Raw genomic sequence first — 16,621 nt, 5'->3', positions numbered from 1 at the left:
CCCGTCGAGGAGGCGCCCGTGCGCCGGCCCTGTCCGGGTGAGGCTATCTGCGCCCTCGTGTCTCAGTAGCGTGTGGGGCTCTTGTCGAGCTCGCCGAACCGGTGGTGCGCGACGCCGTCGACCGTGGCGCCGTTGTAGTGCAGGGTCGGGGCGAGCAGCGCGTTGTTCTCGGCGGGGAAGTTCAGGTGCGGGTTGGACACCTCGTCGAGGCGGAGCAACGCGTCGGCGGGGAGCTCGACCGCGAGCGAGCGCAGGTTCGCTTCGAGCTGCGACATCCGCCGCGCCCCCAGCAGGGTCGAGGTGACTCCCGGCTTCGAGCGGACCCACGCGAGCGATACCTCGGCGGGCGTGAGCCCGAGCTCTTCGGCGACCTCGACGACGCGCTCGATGACGTCGTAGTCGGCCGGGCCGGGCAGTCCGACGAGGGACGCCCGGGACCCGCCCCCCTGAGCGACCTCGCCCCGGCGGTACTTGCCGCTGAGCCACCCGCTCTTCAACGGGCTCCACGGGAGCACGCCCATGCCGAACTCGTGCGCGAGGGGGAAGAGCTCGCCCTCGCTCGTGCGTTCGAGCAGTGAGTACTCGAGCTGCAGCGCGATGATCGGCGGCCAGTCCCGGAAGGCGGTCGTGACGGCCGCGGCGGCGGTCGCCCAGGCGGGGACGTCCGAGAAGCCGATGTAGCGGACCTTGCCCGCCGTCACGAGGTCGTCGAGCGTCGACAGCGTCTCCTCCCGCGGCGTCACCGGGTCGAAGTTGTGCAGCCAGTAGATGTCGACGTAGTCCGTCCCGAGCCGGCGGAGCGAGTCGTCGAGCTGGTGCAGGATCGCCTTGCGCGAGGCGCCGCCACCGTTCGGGTCTCCCGTGTGGAGGTTGGCGAAGAACTTGGTGCCGAGCACCAGCCGGTCGCGTTCGACAGAGCGGGCGGCGAGCCAGTCGCCCACGATCTTCTCGCTGTGCCCGTTCGTGTAGATGTTCGCGGTATCGATCGAGTTGCCGCCCGCCTCGACATAGCGGTCGAGCATGGCCTCGGACTCCGCGACCGAGGCGCCCCAGCCGGTGTCCTCGCCGAAGGTCATGGTCCCGAGCGTGGCCGGGCTGATGCGCAGACCGGAGCGGCCGAGCGTCACAAAATCTGTCAGTGAAGTCATGTCTCAAGCCTCCTGCCGTGACCGCCCGCGCCCTAGTCGCATCGACGCACGTCCTTGCCTGATCCGCTCAATCTTCAGCGGGTGACCCGCCCCAGTCTGATTAACTCAGGACATGTCCGCCCTGCACGAGGCACGAGCACTGGTCACCTCGCTCGGGACTCGTCCCGAGATCATCTCCCTGGCCGACGGCGTGACCGTCCTGGCCACGCCGAAGACGACGGTGCCGCTGGGCGGTGTGCTGAAGCCGAACCTCGCCGTCGTGCTGCAGGGCACAAAACGAGCAGTCCTCGGCACCCACGTGTACGAGTACGGCTCCGCGCAACTCCTCGCCGTCGGCGTTGATCTGCCCCTGACCTCCTCGATCACCGCGGCGTCGACGACCGAGCCCTTCCTGGCCTTCGGCATGGCGCTGCAGCCCGAGATCATTGCCGACCTGCTCCTCGAAGCGCCCGCTCTCGCGCGCAGGGGCCGGCGCGTCGAGGGTCCGGTCGGGCTGGCGATGGGCGACGCCGACGATGAGCTGCTCGATGTCATCGTCCGGCTCCTGCGCTCCGTGCGCTCCGCACACGACTACCGCGTGCTCGGCCCCGGGATCCTGCGGGAGCTGCACTGGCGGCTGCTGTCCGGCCCGCAGGGCCACGTCATCCGCGAGCTCGGGAGCATCGACTCCCGCCGTAGCGTCGTCGACCGGGCCGTGCGCTGGCTCCAGGACAACTTCGACGGCCCGTTGCGGGTCGACGAGCTAGCGCGGTCCGTCGACGTCAGCCCCGCGACGCTCAACCGCCACTTCCGCGCCGTCACGACGATGAGCCCGCTCCAGTACCAGAAGACGCTCCGGCTTCAACGCGCCCGGATCATGCTCCTCGCCGCCCACGACGACGTCAGCCGGGTCGGCTACGCCGTCGGGTACGGATCCGCTTCCCAGTTCAGCCGGGAGTACCGGCGAATGTTCGGCGCGCCGCCGTCCCAGGACGCGGAGCTGCTACGTCACGCGGACGTGACGATTGAGGCGTGAGGGCGTGGCGCTGACCGATAGTCGCTGGTCGGAACAAGGGGATCAGCGGGTGGTCGGCAGTTTGCCCCGCAAACTCGGCAGTTGGCACCGAGGTCGGCTCAGGCCTGGACCGACCTCGGTGCCAACTGCCGACCTCACAGGAGAGTGCCGACATGGAGGCCGCCAGTGGCCCGCGCCCGAACTCATGTCTCGGGATTCCCGTCGCAGAGGTCCTTCGAGGCCTCCGTGCCGCAGATGTGCATCTGCCAATCGCTGACCACGGCGTACCTCCTGCCGTCCGGGGTGGTGTAGCGCACCGTGAAGTCCCCGACGTGGCCGCCGCCTTCGTCGGCCGTGACGGCGACCAGCATCTCGTCCGTCTGGCCCTTGCCATCCATGTTCTCAGTGCAGGAGCGCTCGACCTTGAACCCTTCGACTCCCTCTTGGGTGGTCCCTGACCAGTCTTTGTAGTTGTTGTCGAGCGGGGTGCCGACCATGCTGGCAATCGGGTCGAATTCCGAGTCATCGAATGTCCGGAGGTAGACCCGAACGGAGAGCGGGTCCAAGCCGTCGTCGCTGATCCAGTCGACGCCGTCGATCACGATGGGGCCGGGTCCGTTGGCGATGCAGGGAAAGTTCGAACCGAACGTCGTCGTCCAGGTGCCGTCCGGCGCTCGTTGCTCGGCGGACGAGGCAAAGCCTCCACTGCCCGCGTACAAGGCCATCGGATGCTGATCATCGTCGCTGTGCACAGTGACACCAGAACCAGCCTGACACCCGGTGATCAGAGCAAGCATTGCTACGGCCAGCGCTGCTGCTCGGAGAGAGGACGACATGTCGAGACCCTTTCACGAGGTATCGGCCAGTAGTTCCGCAGGAGAGTCCGTACGGTCGCAGCGCGCCGTGCCCCTTACGCCCGCGCGGAGCGCGCGGCCTCCAGCAGGACGTCGACCAGTCGCTCGGCGGCGTCCGGGCGGCCGTGCACCCGGGCGGCGTCGGCCATGCGGTCACGCCGTCCGGCGTCGGACAGCAGCGGGCCGACCGCTTCGCGGAGGTCCGCCGCGGCGACGTCGCCCTCCAGGGCGAGGGCCGCACCCAGGTCCTGGAGCCGGCGCGCGTTGTGCGCCTGCTCGTTCCCGGCCGACGACGGGAGCGGGACCAGCACGGACGGCTTGCCCAGCGCGGTGAGCTCCGAGATGGTGCCCGCGCCGCTCCGGGAGACGACGACGTCTGCCAGGGCGAGCACGTCGGGCAGCTCGGCTCCGAGGAACCCGAGCACGCGGTAGCGGGCCGCGAGGTTCGCGGGGAGCTTGGCGGTGCGCTCGAACATCTCCTGGAGGTTGTTCGGCCCGCACTGGTGGATCACGTTCGTGCGCTCCAGCAGCCACGGCAGCGACTCGCTGATCAGGTTGTTGATCTGGACCGCTCCCTGCGCGCCGCCCGTGACGTACAGGACGGGCAGGTCGGGATCGAACGAGTCGAGGCCGAGCGCGTCGATCGCCTTGAGCGGTTCGCCGACCAGCACTTCCGCACGGACGGGGTTACCGGTCACGACGGCGCGCTCGCGTGTGCTCTCCGGCAGCAGGTCGAGGGTGGAGGGCGAGGACACCGCTACCCGGGTCGCGCGCTTGGCCAGGAGGCGGTTGGCCAGCCCGAGCCGCACGGTCTGCTCGTGCACCACCAGCGGACGGCGCAGCAGGCCCGCGGCGATCCCGATCGGGACGGCGACGTAACCGCCGGTCGAGAGGATCACGTCCGGCTTGAACTCGGCCACTATCGACCTGGCCTGTGCGACGCCGAGCGGCACGCGCGCCATGTCCTTGATGTTGGTGGCCGTGATCATGCCCAGCGGGTTGCTCGCCCGGCGGAGCTTGCCCGTGGCGACCGGCACGAACCGGATGCCCTCGGACTCCGTGACCTTGGCTTCGAGCCCCTGGGCGGTGCCGGCCCAGAGCACGCTGACCGGGGTGCCGGACTCGGCGAGGCGGGCCTGCAGGGCGCGGAGCGTCGTCAGCGCCGGGTAGGTATGACCACCGGTACCCCCACCGGTGACGAGCAGACGGAACTCGCACGGATGTGAACTCACCAAGACATCTCCCAGGACGGCGTGGGTGGGGGCGCGACGCCAACTGTAGGCGATTCGTGAGGCGTCGAATGCTTCTCGGTCGTGGTCTGGACACGGACAGATGTCCAGGTCACGGTCATCTTCGTATGCTTTGAGGCGTGACCGAGATCAGCTTTCGTGGCAACAGCCCCAGAGTTTCGCCGTCCGCGTGGCTTGCCCCCACCGCGACCCTCATCGGCGCCGTGGAGATCGCGGACCGGGCGAGCGTCTTCTGGGGCGTCGTCGTTCGTGGGGACGGCGATCAGATCCGCGTCGGCGAGGAGAGCAACCTCCAGGAGATGGTCGTGATCCACGCGGATCCCGGGCGGCCCGCGACCATCGGGGCACGGGTGAGCGTGGGGCACGCCGCCGTCCTGCACGGCTGCACCATCGAGGACGACGTGCTCATCGGGATGTCGGCGACCGTGCTCAACGGCGCCGTGATCGGGACCGGCTCGCTGATCGCGGCGGGTGCCGTGGTCCGGGAGAACATGGTGGTGCCGCCGGGTTCCCTGGTCGCGGGTGTTCCGGCGGTCGTGCGGCGGGAGCTCTCCGCGGAGGAGCGCGAGGCGATCGCGCAGAACGCTGAGCACTACGTGCGTCTCTCGGGCGAGTACGCGAGCGTGTCCGACACCTGGTAGGTGGCCGCCGGTTGCCCGTCGGTGGCCCGGCGCGCTGAGACGGCGCTGCTCTCAGCAGAAGCGCCGTCGTCGGACCGACGGGCAGTTCTACGCTCAGGTATGAGCGAATCCGGACGAGAGCCGCTGTTGCGTCATCTGCTCGGCGAACGCCTGCGACATCTGCGGCACCTGCGCGGCGAGACGCTCGACCAGACCGCGCGACGCGCCGGGATCTCCCCGCAGTACCTCTCGGAGATCGAGCGCGGGGTCAAGGAGCCGTCGAGCGAGATGATCGCGGCGATCACCGGCGCGCTGGACATCACGCTGGTCGATCTGGTTGTTGCCGTCGCCGATCGCTTGGTCGTCGTCCGCGAGACCGTATCCGTGCGCGCGACCATCACCGTCCGCCAGACCATGCAGCAGCCGACCTGCCAGGCGGCCTTCGCGCTGGCGGCGTGATGCCCGGGGCCGTTCGCCCCGGGCAGCACGTGCCGGGTCAGCGCTGGTCGATCACGTTGTCCAGCAGGCCGTAGTCGCGTGCGGCGCCGGCCGTGAAGATGCGGTCGCGGTCGGTGTCGGCCCGGAGTGTCTCGACGCTCTGACCGGTGTGCCGGGAGAGCGCGCCCTCCATGTCCGCACGGATGCGGACCACCTCCTCGGCCTGCAGGATCAGGTCCGGGATCGCGCCGCGGCCCTGCGCCGCGGGCTGGTGCAGGATGACCCGGGCGTGCGGGAGCGCCGCCCGCTTGCCCTCGGCTCCGGCGGCCAGCAGCACGGCGCCGACCGCGACGGCCTGCCCCACGCAGGTGGTCGATACCGGAGACCGGATGTAGCGCATGGTGTCGTAGATCGCCATGCCGGCGCTCGGGTCGCCGCCCTCGCAGTTGATGTAGAGCTGGATCTCGCTGTCCGGGTTGCTCGACTCCAGGTGGATCAGCTGGGCGATCAGCGCATTGGCGACGCCCGAGTCGATGGCGGTGCCGAGGTAGATGATCCGCTCGCTCAGCAGCTGGGAGTAGACGTCCATGATCCGCTCGCCCCGGGGGTGCGACGCGATGACGTTCGGGATGGTGTAGCTCATCGTGCGTCCCCCTTGGTTGATGCGCCGGCGGTCGCGGCGGTGAACCCGGTCTGTAGCCGATCGCGCGGCCGGATGCCCTCGAAGCTCTGCACGATCGTGTCGATGAACCCGAAGTCGAGCGCCTCGTCGGCCGTGTACCAGTGGTCGTGGAGCGAGTCCTCGAAGACCCGCTCGATCGGCTGCCCCGTGTCCTCGGAGACCAGCCGCAGGATCGTGTCGCGCGTGTGGCGCAGGTCGTCCGCCTGCAGCTCGATGTCGACGGCGGTGCCCGCGATCCCCGCCGAGCCCTGGTGCATCAGCACCCGTGAGTTCGGCAGCGCGCGGCGCTTGCCCCTGGTGCCCGCGGAGAGCAGGAACTGTCCCGCGCTGTAGGCGATGCCCAGCACGAGCGTGGAGACGTCGTTGGGGATGGTTCGCATGATGTCGCGGATCGCCAGCATCGCCGGCACCGATCCGCCCGGGGAGTGGATCCAGAGGTCGATGTCGGACGACGGGTCCTCCGTGGCGAGCGCGATGAGCTGCGTCATCAGGAGAGTTCCGTTGTCGTCGTCCAGCGGGCCGTCGAGGACCAGGACGCGCCGCTCGTACAGCTCGCGTCGTGCGTGTTCGCCGAACATCGGCGCCTTCGGTGCATCAGTCATGAGCCCACCGTGCACTCCGGAACGGGCTCCACGGGGGCAGATCTGCCGACAGCAGGACTGCTCTGAGCAGCGAGGACGGGCCGAGTCACGCCCTGCCTGAGTTACCGGTCCGGCGGTGTCGCAGACCTACGGAAACAGACGCGTGGGTGAAAAGAAATGTGCAAACACGAACGGGTGAAAAGTGTTTCATTTCTACATCGCACATTAACCTTGACGATGCTCTCAATTCGCTGGCAGGATCTCCGCCACCCATCGAGTTGGGCGCCAAATGGTCACGAGATGAGCGTCAAGTCGATCGGCCCTGGCACGGAATTACTACATGAGAGAGCAGAAGGTTATGGGCGACGCGATCGCGACGGGCGTCAGTGTGAAGGTGACCGGGGTGTCGAGCTTGGAGCGCGGCGCTGTGGGTGTGGTGAAGACCATCCGGCCGGGGTGGACCGGCAACGAGGCCGTGGTGGTTTCTGCCGGTGTCCTGCGGACACGAGAGTTCACCGTTCCGGTGTCGGACCTCTCGCGGGTGTGATCGCTGTGATCCGCGTGGCCCGAGCCCGCGACTAGACGCATACCGTCGTCGATTGTTTCCGGACGGCGTCTTACGCGCGTGGTTCTGACATCAAGAACCGGCCTTTGCTGTCGCCCTGATGCTTTCGAAATGCGTATTCTTGCAGGTCAAGGGACTCTTCCCGGGAATGATTCGGCTTCCGCGAATGGTCAGGACTGCAAAGCCGGCGTTACCGCGCCCCCAGCCTCCGACTGACCTCTCGCGCGGCCCGGGTCGCCTGCTCCGCGAGGCCGGCCCGCGCGTCGTCGTCGTAGGAGTCTGAGCGGAACGTGACCGCCAGCCCCGCCACCGGCAGGCCCGTGTGGTCCACGACGGCGGCGGCCACCGACGCGAAACCCGCTGTCACCTCGCCGTCCTCCACCGCGAAGCCTCGGGCCCGGGCCTCGCGCAGGACCGTCCGCAGCTCCCGCAGCGTCCGCGGCCCCGCCTCGGTCAGGTCGGTGAACGATCCCGGCGTCGGGTACAGGGCGCGGACCTGGGCCGGGGGCAGCAGCGCGAGCACGGCCCGCCCGCTCGCGGTGAGATGGCTCGGGAGGTGGACGTCGACGTCGGTCACCAGGGGCGGACGCCCCGCCGCACGCTGCTCCACCAGGTACAGCACCTCCCGGCCGTTGAGCACCGCGAGGTGCCCGTTCTCGCCGGCGGCCTCCACCAGGCGGGCGACAACCGGGGCGGCCAGTCGCGTGAGCGGCGCCTGCCGCGTGTAGGCGCTGCCCAGGCCGAGGGCGGCCACGCCCAGGCCGTAGCGGCGCTCGTCGGGAAAGTGCCGCACAAAACCCTCGTCGGCCAGCACGGAGAGCAGGTGGTAGACGCTGGAGCGCGGCACCCCGATGCCATGCGCGATCGCCCCCGCGGGCACCGGCCCGGTCTGCGCCGCGAGAAAGCTGAGCAGCCGCGCGGTGGTCCGCGCAGCGGGAACCGCGCTGCTCGCGCCCACTTGCCCTCCCGCGGGATCGGGTGATCGGTAGTTCGTCACCGACCACCTGACGTATTACCGATCGCGCACCTCGTCTGGTATCCCAGACTCTATCCCGGGATTTGGGGGCGCCTGCCGGGGTGCGGCGGGGTTCTATGTGGGCATGAGCACCCTGCACCACGCGGGTCCGACGTCCAAGACCCGCCCGGCCAACCCGGATCTGCCCACGCACGTCGTCCTCGACGGGACGCCGCTCGCCGTCGAGCAGGTGGTCGCGATCGCCCGCCACGGCGCGACGGTCGAGGTCCACGAGACGGCGCTGGGCAGGATGGCACAGAGCCGGGCCGTCATCGAGAACCTCGCCCACGACACCGTGCCGCACTACGGCGTGTCCACCGGGTTCGGGGCGCTCGCCCGCCGCCACATCCCCGCCGAGATGCGGGCCCAGCTCCAGGTCAGCCTCGTGCGCTCGCACGCCGCCGGGTCCGGCCCCGAGGTCGAGACCGAGGTGGTGCGGCCGCTGCAGCTGCTGCGGCTCGCCACTCTGGTCACCGGCCACACCGGCGCCCGCCCCGTCATCGCGCAGACCTACGCGGCGATGCTCAACGCCGGGATCACGCCGGTTGTGCACGAGTACGGATCGCTCGGGTGTTCCGGGGATCTTGCGCCGCTCGCGCATGTTGCGCTCGCCGCCATGGGGGAGGGGCGGGTGCGAGTTGTCCCGACCGGCTCGACCAGCGGTGCGTCCATCAACGAGTCCGGCGAGACCATCGACGCCGCCCAAGCCCTCGCCGCCGCCGGTATCGAACCCCTCGTCCTCGCCGAGAAGGAGGGCCTCGCCCTCATCAACGGCACCGACGGCATGCTCGGTATGCTCTGCCTCGCGATCCACGACCTGCGCGGGCTCCTGACCACTGCCGACGTCGCAGCGGCCCTGTCCGTCGAGGCCCTGCTCGGATCGGACGCGCCGTTCGCCGACGACCTGGTCGGCATGCGCCCGCACCCGGGCCAGGCCGCGTCGGCGTCGAACATGCGCAGGATCCTGGCCGGTTCGCCCCTGATGGCGAGCCACCGCGAGCTGGACGACGCCGGCAACCCCGCGTGCACCCGCGTCCAGGACGCCTACTCGCTGCGCTGCGCACCCCAGGTGCACGGCGCCGCCCGCGACACCCTGGACCACGCGGCCACGGTCGCGGGCCGGGAGCTGGCGTCCGCCATCGACAACCCGGTGGTGACCGCCGACGGGCGTGTGGAGTCGAACGGCAACTTTCACGGGGCGCCCGTCGCCTACGTGCTGGACTTCCTCGCCATCGCGGCCGCCGACCTGGCGAGCATGAGCGAGCGGCGCACCGACCGGTTCCTCGACGTCTCCCGCTCCGAGGGCCTGCCCGCGTTCCTCGCGCACGACCCCGGCGTCGACTCCGGGCACATGATCGCCCAGTACACGGCCGCCGGGATCGTCTCGGAGATGAAGCGACTGGCCGCACCGGCCAGCGTGGACTCCATCCCGAGCTCGGCCATGCAGGAGGACCACGTGTCCATGGGCTGGGCCGGTGCCCGCAAGCTGCGTCGCTCCGTGGACGGGCTCACGCGGGTGCTCGCGATCGAGGTGCTCACGGCGACGCGGGCCCTCGACTTCCGCGCGGAGGCCCCCGCGGCGGGCACGGGGGCGGTGCACGACGCCGTCCGCGCCGTCGTGCCCGGTCCCGGACCGGACCGTTACCTCGCCCCGGAGATCGAGCACGTGGTGCAGCTGGTGGCGACTGCCCGGATCACGACGGCGGCGGTCTCCGCCGTCGGACCCCTCGACTGAAGACCCAACCCGTACCCCTGACTGGAGACACAGCCATGAACCAGCCGTATGACCGGGGCACCCCCGTCGCCGTCCGCGCGCAGCGCGGGACCACCCTGACCGCCCGCAGCTGGCAGACCGAGGCCCCGCTGCGGATGCTCATGAACAACCTCGACCCCGAGGTGGCCGAGCGGCCCGACGACCTGGTCGTCTACGGCGGAACCGGCCGGGCCGCGCGGGACTGGCCGAGCTATCACGCGATAGTCCGCTCGCTCACGGACCTGCGCGACGACGAGACGCTGATGGTGCAGTCGGGCCGCCCGGTGGGCGTGCTGCGGACGCACGAGTGGGCGCCGCGCGTGCTGATCGCCAACTCGAACCTCGTGGGCGACTGGGCCACGTGGCCCGAGCACCGGCGTCTGGAGCAGCTCGGCCTGACGATGTACGGGCAGATGACGGCCGGCTCGTGGATCTACATCGGGACCCAGGGCATCCTGCAGGGGACGTACGAGACGTTCGCGGCGGTGGCGGCCAAGAAGTTCGACGGGACGCTGGCCGGGACGCTCACCCTGACCGGCGGCTGCGGCGGCATGGGTGGCGCCCAGCCGCTCGCCGTCACGCTGAACGGGGGCGTGTGCCTGGTGGTCGACGTCGACCCCGCCCGCCTGCACCGGCGCGTCGAGACCCGCTACCTGGACGTCGTCGCGTCGTCGCTGGACGAGGGGGTCGCGCTGGCGCTCGCGGCGAAGCAGGAGCGCCGGGCGCTGTCGGTGGGTGTGGTCGGCAACTCCGCCGATGTTCTGCCGGAGCTGCTGCGCCGCGGCGTCGAGATCGACATCGTCACCGACCAGACCTCCGCGCACGACCCGCTGTCGTACCTGCCGTCCGGTGTGGCGCTCGAGGACTGGGCTTCGGAGGCGGAGAAGGATCCGGACGGGTTCACCGACCGGGCGCGGGAGTCCATGGCCCGGCACGTCGAGGCAATGGTCGGCTACCAGGACGCGGGCGCCGAGGTGTTCGACTACGGCAACTCGATCCGCGACGAGGCCCGCCAGGGCGGGTACGGCCGCGCGTTCGACTTCCCGGGCTTTGTGCCCGCGTACATCCGCCCGCTGTTCGCCGAGGGCAAGGGGCCGTTCCGCTGGGCGGCGCTGTCGGGCGACCCCCGCGACATCGCGGTCACGGACAAGGCCGTGCTCGACCTGTTCCCCGACAACGACCACCTGGGCCGCTGGATCCGCGCCGCCCAGGACCGGGTCGCGTTCCAGGGGCTGCCCGCCCGGATCTGCTGGCTCGGGCACGGCGAGCGTGACGTGGCGGGGCTGCGGTTCAACGAGCTTGTCGCGTCCGGGGAGATCTCCGCGCCGCTCGCGATCGGGCGCGACCACCTGGACTCCGGGTCCGTGGCCTCCCCTTACCGGGAGACGGAGTCGATGGCGGACGGCTCCGACGCCATCGCCGACTGGCCGCTGCTCAACGCCCTGATGAACACCGCCTCGGGCGCCACGTGGGTCTCGATCCACCACGGTGGCGGGGTCGGCATGGGGCGGTCCCTGCACGCCGGACAGGTGTCCGTGGCGGACGGGACGCCGCTCGCCGCCGAGAAGCTTGCGCGGGTGCTCGCCAACGACCCCGCGACGGGTGTGCTCCGGCACGTCGACGCCGGGTACGACGACGCCGTGGCGGCCGCCGAGCGCGGCGGGCTGCGGGTACCGATGCGGGAGGGGGCGTGACGGGAGTCGGCCCCCTGCTGGAGGCGATTGCCGACGTCGGGCGGGCACCGTCCGGCGGGTACGAGCGGTTCGCCTGGACCGCGCACGACCTGACCCTGCGTGAGTGGTTCGCCGCCGAGGCCGCCGCGCGCGGGCTGTCCCTCGTGGTGGACCGTGCCGGGAACCAGTGGGCGTGGTGGGGCGACCCCGACACCGACGGGCCCGGGGTCGTGACCGGGAGCCACCTCGACTCGGTGCCCGGGGGCGGCGCGTTCGACGGGCCGCTCGGGGTGGCCAGCGCCTTCGCGGCGCTGGACGCGCTGCGGGCCGCTGACGTTGTGCCCGTGCGGCCGCTGGGGATCGTGAACTTCTCCGACGAGGAGGGCGCCCGGTTCGGGCTGGCCTGCCTCGGGTCGCGGGCGGTGACCGGGACCGTGGGCGCCGACCGGCTGCTCGCGCTGCGGGACGGCGTCGGCGACAGCTTCGCGGACGTGCTGGCGCGGGTCGGAGGCGTACGGCTCGAGCACTATGGGCGCGACGACGAGGCCCTCGCGCGGGTCGGCGTGTTCGTCGAACTGCATGTGGAGCAGGGGCGGTACCTCGCCGACCTGCCGCCGGAAGAGGAGGCGCCGGTCGCGATCGGCGCCGCGATCTGGCCGCACGGCCGCTGGCGCGTGGACCTCGCGGGCGAGGCCAACCACGCCGGCACGACACCGCTGGCTCACCGCCACGACCCGATGCTCGACCTCGCGCGGCTCATCACCGACGTCCGCGCGGCCGCCGAGCACGCCGGGGCGCTCGCGACGCTGGCCAAGGTCGACGTCGACCCGAACGGTGTCAACGCGATCCCGTCCCGCGTCCGCGCCTGGATCGACGCCCGCGCGGAGACGGAAGACGCGGTCCTGGCGGTGCTCGGCCCCCCGCCGACTGCAGCGACCAAGTCTGCACTCGGTGGGTCCGGCGCCGGCATTGGCGCCGGTGCCGGCGGCGGGCTTGCCCGGTGGCAGCCGGTTGAGGAGTCCTGGACGCCCGCCACCGTGTTCGACCCGGCGCTGGCGGCGCGGCTGGCCGACGTCGTCGGGCGGCCGGGTTCCGACCTGCCCGCGCCGGTGATCGGGACGGGCGCCGGGCACGACGCCGGCATCTTCGCCGCGGCCGGCGTGCCCACGGCGATGCTGTTCGTGCGCAACCCGACGGGGATCTCGCACTCCCCGGCCGAGTCCGCCGAGGCCGCCGACTGCGCCGCGGGCGTCCGCGCCCTGACGGCGGTCCTGACGACCCTGCTGACGGACGCCCCGGCCCCGTCCGCACTCCCCTTCGAGACCTAGGTTTCTCCGCTTTCAGAGGGCTCAAAGCGAAGAAACCTAGGTGTCGAAGGGGATCGGAGAGTGAGAGAGGGACGATGAGCTACTGGTGTGAGCGGGCCTGGCTGCCCGGGGTCGGCGGGATCGGCGGGGGCGGCGGGGACGGTGGTGTCGGTGGTGTCGGTGTCGTCGGGGCGGGTGTGGTTGTCGAGTCCGTGCGGATCGAGACCGCCGAGGGGCGGATCGTCGCGATCGAGCGGGGTGTACCGGAGTCGGACGACGACGTGCTGCTGGGCGGGCTGGTGCTCCCCGGGCTCGCGAACGCGCACTCGCACGCCTTCCACCGCGCGCTGCGCGGGCGCACCCACGCGGACGGCGGGTCGTTCTGGACCTGGCGGGAGCAGATGTACGCGCTCGCCCGGGCGCTGACCCCCGAGCGCTACGAGCGCCTCGCCCGCGCCGTCTTCGCTGAGCTGTCGCTCGGCGGGACCACCGCCGTCGGCGAGTTCCACTACGTGCACCACCGCGCCGACGGGACGCCGTACCCGGCGGCGGAGGGCGGCCCGAACGCCATGGCCGAGGCCCTGCGCTCCGCCGCGCGCGACGCCGGGGTGCACCTCACCCTGCTCGACACCTGCTACCTGCACGGCGGCCTCGGCGCGGACGGTCACGGCGGGCACGGCCACGGGCCGCTCGCGCCCGAGCAGGCGCGCTTCGGCGACGGCACGGTCGAGGCCTGGGCGCGGCGCGTGGACGCGCTGCGCGCAGCCTGGGCCGCCGACGACCGGGTGCTCGTCGGCGCCGCCGCCCACTCGGTCCGCGCCGTGACGCCGGACGAGCTCGCGGCCGTGGCCCGCTGGGCCCAGGCAGAAGGCGCGCCGCTGCACGTGCACCTGTCCGAGCAGCCGGGGGAGAACGAGGCGGCGCTCGCGGCCTTCGGCGTCACCCCGACGCGGCTCCTGCACGACGCCGGAGCGCTCGGCCCCGGCACCACCGCCGTGCACGCGGTACACCTGACCGACGACGACGTCGCGCTGCTCGGCACCTCGGGCACCGGCGTCTGCCTCTGCCCGACGACGGAGCGCGACCTCGCCGACGGCCTCGCCCCCGGTCTCCGGCTGCTGGCGGCGGGGAGCCCGCTGTCGGTCGGCACGGACCAGCACGTCAGCGCCGACGTGCTCGGCGAGGCACGCGGCGTCGAGGAGCACGAGCGGCTCGCGACCGGGCGGCGCGGCGCATTCGATCCCGCGACCCTGGTCGACCTCGCGACGTCGAGCGGGCACGCCGCACTCGGCCGGCCCGACGCCGGCCGGATCGAGGTGGGCGCGCCCGCGGACCTCGTGGCGGTGCGCCTCGATACGGTGCGCACCGTAGGGATCGACCCCGCGCAGGTGGCCCTGGTGGCGTGCGCGGCGGACGTGTCCGACGTCGTTGCGGGCGACGAGCTGGTGGTGCACGACGGTGCGCACCGGCTGGGCGACGTCGCGTGGATGCTGGCGGAGGCGATCGACGAGATCTGGGCCGCGACGAAGGAAGATGAAGCATGAGTGTGCTGCTGACGAACATCGGCGAGCTGGTCACGAACGATCCCGCGCACGGGGGCTGGTCGGACCCTGCCAGCTCGGGCTCGGCGGCCGCGAGGCCGGTCGGCTCGGGGTCGGACAGCTCGGGCTCGGCCGGGCTCGGCGTCGTGCGGGATGCCGCCGTCGTCGTGGCGGGCGGCCGGATCGCCTGGACGGGGCCGGCGACCTCTGCGCCCGCCGCGGACTCCGTCGTCGACCTCGAAGGGCGGTGCGTGCTCCCCGGGTTCGTGGACTCGCACTCGCACACCGTGTTCGCGGGCGACCGCGCCGCGGAGTTCACCGCGCGCATGACCGGCGAGTCATACACCGGGGGCGGCATCGCGAACACGGTGGCCGCCACCCGCGCGGCGAGCGAGGAGACCCTGCGGGGGCGCGGCCAGGCCCTGGTGCGCGAGATGCTCGCGCAGGGCACCACCACCGTCGAGATCAAGAGCGGCTACGGGCAGGACATCGCCACCGAGGCCCGCACGCTGCGGATCGCGCGGGAGCTCACGCCGGAGACGACTTTCCTCGGCGCGCACACCGTCCCGGCCGAGTACACCGACGACCGCGCCGGTTACATCAGCCTGGTGACGGGGCCGATGCTCGCGGCGTGTGCGCCGCACGCCCGCTGGATCGACGTGTTCTGCGAGCCGGCCGCGCCCACCGCGTTCGACGAGGACGAGGCCGGGACCGTGTTGCGCGCGGGCATCCGGGCCGGGCTCGGCGTCCGGGTGCACGGCAACCAGCTCGCGCCCGGCCCGGGCGTGCGGCTCGCGGTCGAGGTCGGGGCGGCGAGCGTGGACCACTGCACCCACCTGTCCGACGCCGACGTCGACGCACTCGCCGGGTCCTGGGCCCCGGGCTCCGCAGGGCCGGGCACCGTCGCGACCCTCCTGCCGGCGGTCGAGTTCTCCACCCGCTCGCCCTACCCCGACGCGCGTCGCCTGCTCGCGGCGGGCGTGCCGGTCGCGCTGGCCACCGACTGCAACCCGGGCTCGTGCTACTCCTCGTCCATGCCGTTCGTCGTGGCGCTCGCGGTGCGCGAGATGCGGATGAGCCCAGCCGAGGCACTCTGGTCGGCCACGGCGGGTGGAGCGGCGGCGCTCAGGCGCCCCGACGTCGGACACCTGCGACCCGGCGCCCGAGCCGACCTGACCGTGCTGGACGCACCCAGCCACACGTACCTGCCCTACCGCCCGGGCGTGCCGCTGGTAGCGCAGGTCTGGAAGGACGGCGCGCGGGTCTGACGCCCGCTCGGCTCGTCCCTGAGCCGATGCAACCATGCCTGGATCGTTACCTGCAGCGCCTGTCGGACACCATTCCGGTACGGAACATTCACCCTGAAACCCGTAGGATCGGCTCGATGGCGTCAGCAGAGGGCAGGGGTGTTACGGGAGTGGAGTCACAGTCAACCGGGGCTCTGCTCGCCCCGTCGACCCGTCCGACGTGGCGCAGCTCCACGGTGGCGGGCGTCATCGCGGCCCTGGTGTTTGTCTTCCTCATCTGGCAGGTCGTCGTCCGCGGCCCGTTCATCGCCTGGGACTGGCAGTTCCACTACTACGTGGACGCCCACCACCCCGTGGGGTGGGAGAAGCTCTTCCTCGACATCGTCGCCAACATCACGGGCGACCGCTTCTTCACCATCCCGATGGTGGGTGGCGTCGCCTACTACGTGGCGCGGAAGCAGGGCGGCCCGGGCACGGTCTGGCAGATCGGCACGCGCAAGCCCGTGCTGGCGGTGCTGGCGGGCCTCATAACCATCTTTGTGATCGGCTACGGCACCAAGCTCGGCCTGGGCCGCACCGGCCCGCACCACAACATGGACGTGCTGCACGCCGGCGGCCAGGCGTTCCCGTCGGGCCATGCGTCGAACACGTTCTTCACCGGCTTCTTCATCGTGTGCCTGCTGTTCGCGCAGAGCGGCCTGTACCCGAGCATCACCAAGCTGCGCAAGACGATCCCCCTGGTCGCCGTGATCGTGGTGGTGGCCGGCGGGCTGATGTCGTGGCTCGACTACCACTGGCTGAGCGACATCCCCGGTGGCTGGCTGCTCGGGTTCATCGCCTGCATGGTGTCGCTCACGGTGCTGCGGCTGCCACCTCGCGAACGGGACGTCGCCCCTGCTCTTTGAGTCCTAAGTTTCTCCGCTTTGAGCCGTCCGAAAGCGGAGAAACTTAGG

16 protein-coding genes are annotated in these 16,621 nt (G+C 71.5%); 10 read left to right on the top strand and 6 right to left on the bottom strand.

What is annotated here, in order from left to right; translation table 11 throughout:
* Window positions 1-62: 62 nt before the first annotated feature.
* Window positions 63-1,148 carry an aldo/keto reductase gene (locus tag AB1046_RS10665; protein WP_369375095.1) on the bottom strand — a complete coding sequence of 362 codons (1,086 nt, stop codon included), beginning with the start codon at window positions 1,146-1,148 and terminating at the stop codon, window positions 63-65.
* Between the two features lie 112 nt (window positions 1,149-1,260).
* Here AB1046_RS10665 and AB1046_RS10660 point away from each other — a divergent pair, with 112 nt between their 5' ends.
* Window positions 1,261-2,163, top strand: a complete 903-nt coding sequence (locus AB1046_RS10660; protein ID WP_369375094.1) for an AraC family transcriptional regulator N-terminal domain-containing protein — start codon at window positions 1,261-1,263, stop codon at window positions 2,161-2,163.
* Window positions 2,164-2,345: 182 nt separating this feature from the next.
* Here AB1046_RS10660 and AB1046_RS10655 read toward each other — a convergent pair whose 3' ends face one another.
* Together AB1046_RS10655 and AB1046_RS10650 are read right to left on the bottom strand one after the other, a co-directional pair.
* On the bottom strand, window positions 2,346-2,978 hold the full coding sequence (locus AB1046_RS10655) for a hypothetical protein (RefSeq protein WP_369375093.1): 633 nt from the start codon (window positions 2,976-2,978) through the stop codon (window positions 2,346-2,348).
* A 74-nt stretch (window positions 2,979-3,052) separates the two neighbouring features.
* Window positions 3,053-4,228 (bottom strand): glycosyltransferase, encoded by a 1,176-nt coding sequence (locus tag AB1046_RS10650; protein ID WP_369375092.1) that lies wholly within the window; start codon window positions 4,226-4,228, stop codon window positions 3,053-3,055.
* 137 nt (window positions 4,229-4,365) lie between these two features.
* Between AB1046_RS10650 and AB1046_RS10645 the strand changes: the two genes are divergently transcribed.
* Window positions 4,366-4,887 carry a gamma carbonic anhydrase family protein gene (locus AB1046_RS10645; RefSeq protein WP_369375091.1) on the top strand — a complete coding sequence of 174 codons (522 nt, stop codon included), beginning with the start codon at window positions 4,366-4,368 and terminating at the stop codon, window positions 4,885-4,887.
* Between the two features lie 99 nt (window positions 4,888-4,986).
* The gene (locus tag AB1046_RS10640; protein ID WP_369375090.1) at window positions 4,987-5,325 is read left to right on the top strand and encodes a helix-turn-helix domain-containing protein; all 339 of its coding nucleotides are present in this window, start codon (window positions 4,987-4,989) and stop codon (window positions 5,323-5,325) included.
* 37 nt (window positions 5,326-5,362) lie between these two features.
* On the opposite strand, the gene AB1046_RS10635 is transcribed toward AB1046_RS10640, so the two are convergent.
* Together AB1046_RS10635 and AB1046_RS10630 are read right to left on the bottom strand one after the other, a co-directional pair.
* Window positions 5,363-5,947, bottom strand: a complete 585-nt coding sequence (locus AB1046_RS10635; protein ID WP_369375089.1) for a ClpP family protease — start codon at window positions 5,945-5,947, stop codon at window positions 5,363-5,365.
* Window positions 5,944-6,588 carry a ClpP family protease gene (locus AB1046_RS10630; RefSeq protein WP_369375087.1) on the bottom strand — a complete coding sequence of 215 codons (645 nt, stop codon included), beginning with the start codon at window positions 6,586-6,588 and terminating at the stop codon, window positions 5,944-5,946. The genes AB1046_RS10635 and AB1046_RS10630 overlap by 4 nt, the downstream gene beginning before the upstream one ends.
* A 337-nt stretch (window positions 6,589-6,925) precedes the next feature.
* On the opposite strand from AB1046_RS10630, the gene AB1046_RS10625 reads away from it, so the two are divergent.
* Window positions 6,926-7,114, top strand: coding sequence for a hypothetical protein (locus tag AB1046_RS10625; protein WP_369375086.1), 189 nt, complete (start codon window positions 6,926-6,928; stop codon window positions 7,112-7,114).
* 208 nt (window positions 7,115-7,322) lie between these two features.
* Here the strand turns inward: AB1046_RS10625 and AB1046_RS10620 are convergent, their stop codons facing one another.
* Window positions 7,323-8,090 (bottom strand): IclR family transcriptional regulator, encoded by a 768-nt coding sequence (locus tag AB1046_RS10620; protein ID WP_369375085.1) that lies wholly within the window; start codon window positions 8,088-8,090, stop codon window positions 7,323-7,325.
* 142 nt (window positions 8,091-8,232) lie between these two features.
* On the opposite strand from AB1046_RS10620, the gene hutH reads away from it, so the two are divergent.
* The 6 genes from hutH (at window position 8,233) to AB1046_RS10590 (ending at window position 16,573) form a co-directional block, all read left to right on the top strand.
* On the top strand, window positions 8,233-9,882 hold the full coding sequence (gene hutH / locus AB1046_RS10615; protein WP_369375084.1) for a histidine ammonia-lyase: 1,650 nt from the start codon (window positions 8,233-8,235) through the stop codon (window positions 9,880-9,882).
* 35 nt (window positions 9,883-9,917) lie between these two features.
* Window positions 9,918-11,594: a urocanate hydratase gene (locus AB1046_RS10610; protein ID WP_369375083.1), complete on the top strand. Its 1,677-nt coding sequence runs from the start codon at window positions 9,918-9,920 to the stop codon at window positions 11,592-11,594.
* Window positions 11,591-12,901 (top strand): allantoate amidohydrolase, encoded by a 1,311-nt coding sequence (locus AB1046_RS10605; protein ID WP_369375082.1) that lies wholly within the window; start codon window positions 11,591-11,593, stop codon window positions 12,899-12,901. Before AB1046_RS10610 ends, AB1046_RS10605 begins: the two co-directional genes overlap by 4 nt.
* Before the next feature lie 74 nt (window positions 12,902-12,975).
* Window positions 12,976-14,424 carry a formimidoylglutamate deiminase gene (locus AB1046_RS10600; RefSeq protein ID WP_369375081.1) on the top strand — a complete coding sequence of 483 codons (1,449 nt, stop codon included), beginning with the start codon at window positions 12,976-12,978 and terminating at the stop codon, window positions 14,422-14,424.
* Window positions 14,421-15,689, top strand: coding sequence for an imidazolonepropionase (gene hutI / locus AB1046_RS10595; RefSeq protein ID WP_369375080.1), 1,269 nt, complete (start codon window positions 14,421-14,423; stop codon window positions 15,687-15,689). Before AB1046_RS10600 ends, hutI begins: the two co-directional genes overlap by 4 nt.
* Window positions 15,690-15,838: 149 nt before the next feature.
* Entirely contained in the window at window positions 15,839-16,573 is a 735-nt protein-coding gene (locus AB1046_RS10590; RefSeq protein WP_369375078.1) for a phosphatase PAP2 family protein, read from the top strand.
* Window positions 16,574-16,621: the final 48 nt, after the last annotated feature.

This window comes from Promicromonospora sp. Populi (genome assembly GCF_041081105.1).
Taxonomy (GTDB): Bacteria; Actinomycetota; Actinomycetes; order Actinomycetales; family Cellulomonadaceae; genus Promicromonospora.
This window is presented reverse-complemented; position numbering and strand designations above follow the sequence as displayed.

Excerpts from the sequence above, each read along its gene's own strand:
- AB1046_RS10600 (WP_369375081.1), top strand. The coding sequence starts at position 12,976 with ATGAGCTACTGGTGTGAGCGGGCCTGGCTGCCCGGGGTCGGCGGGATC.
- hutI (WP_369375080.1), top strand. The coding sequence starts at position 14,421 with ATGAGTGTGCTGCTGACGAACATCGGCGAGCTGGTCACGAACGATCCC.
- AB1046_RS10655 (WP_369375093.1), bottom strand. The coding sequence starts at position 2,978 with ATGTCGTCCTCTCTCCGAGCAGCAGCGCTGGCCGTAGCAATGCTTGCT.
- AB1046_RS10625 (WP_369375086.1), top strand. The coding sequence starts at position 6,926 with ATGGGCGACGCGATCGCGACGGGCGTCAGTGTGAAGGTGACCGGGGTG.
- AB1046_RS10665 (WP_369375095.1), bottom strand. The coding sequence starts at position 1,148 with ATGACTTCACTGACAGATTTTGTGACGCTCGGCCGCTCCGGTCTGCGC.
- AB1046_RS10610 (WP_369375083.1), top strand. The coding sequence starts at position 9,918 with ATGAACCAGCCGTATGACCGGGGCACCCCCGTCGCCGTCCGCGCGCAG.
- AB1046_RS10640 (WP_369375090.1), top strand. The coding sequence starts at position 4,987 with ATGAGCGAATCCGGACGAGAGCCGCTGTTGCGTCATCTGCTCGGCGAA.
- AB1046_RS10630 (WP_369375087.1), bottom strand. The coding sequence starts at position 6,588 with ATGACTGATGCACCGAAGGCGCCGATGTTCGGCGAACACGCACGACGC.
- hutH (WP_369375084.1), top strand. The coding sequence starts at position 8,233 with ATGAGCACCCTGCACCACGCGGGTCCGACGTCCAAGACCCGCCCGGCC.
- AB1046_RS10660 (WP_369375094.1), top strand. The coding sequence starts at position 1,261 with ATGTCCGCCCTGCACGAGGCACGAGCACTGGTCACCTCGCTCGGGACT.
- AB1046_RS10635 (WP_369375089.1), bottom strand. The coding sequence starts at position 5,947 with ATGAGCTACACCATCCCGAACGTCATCGCGTCGCACCCCCGGGGCGAG.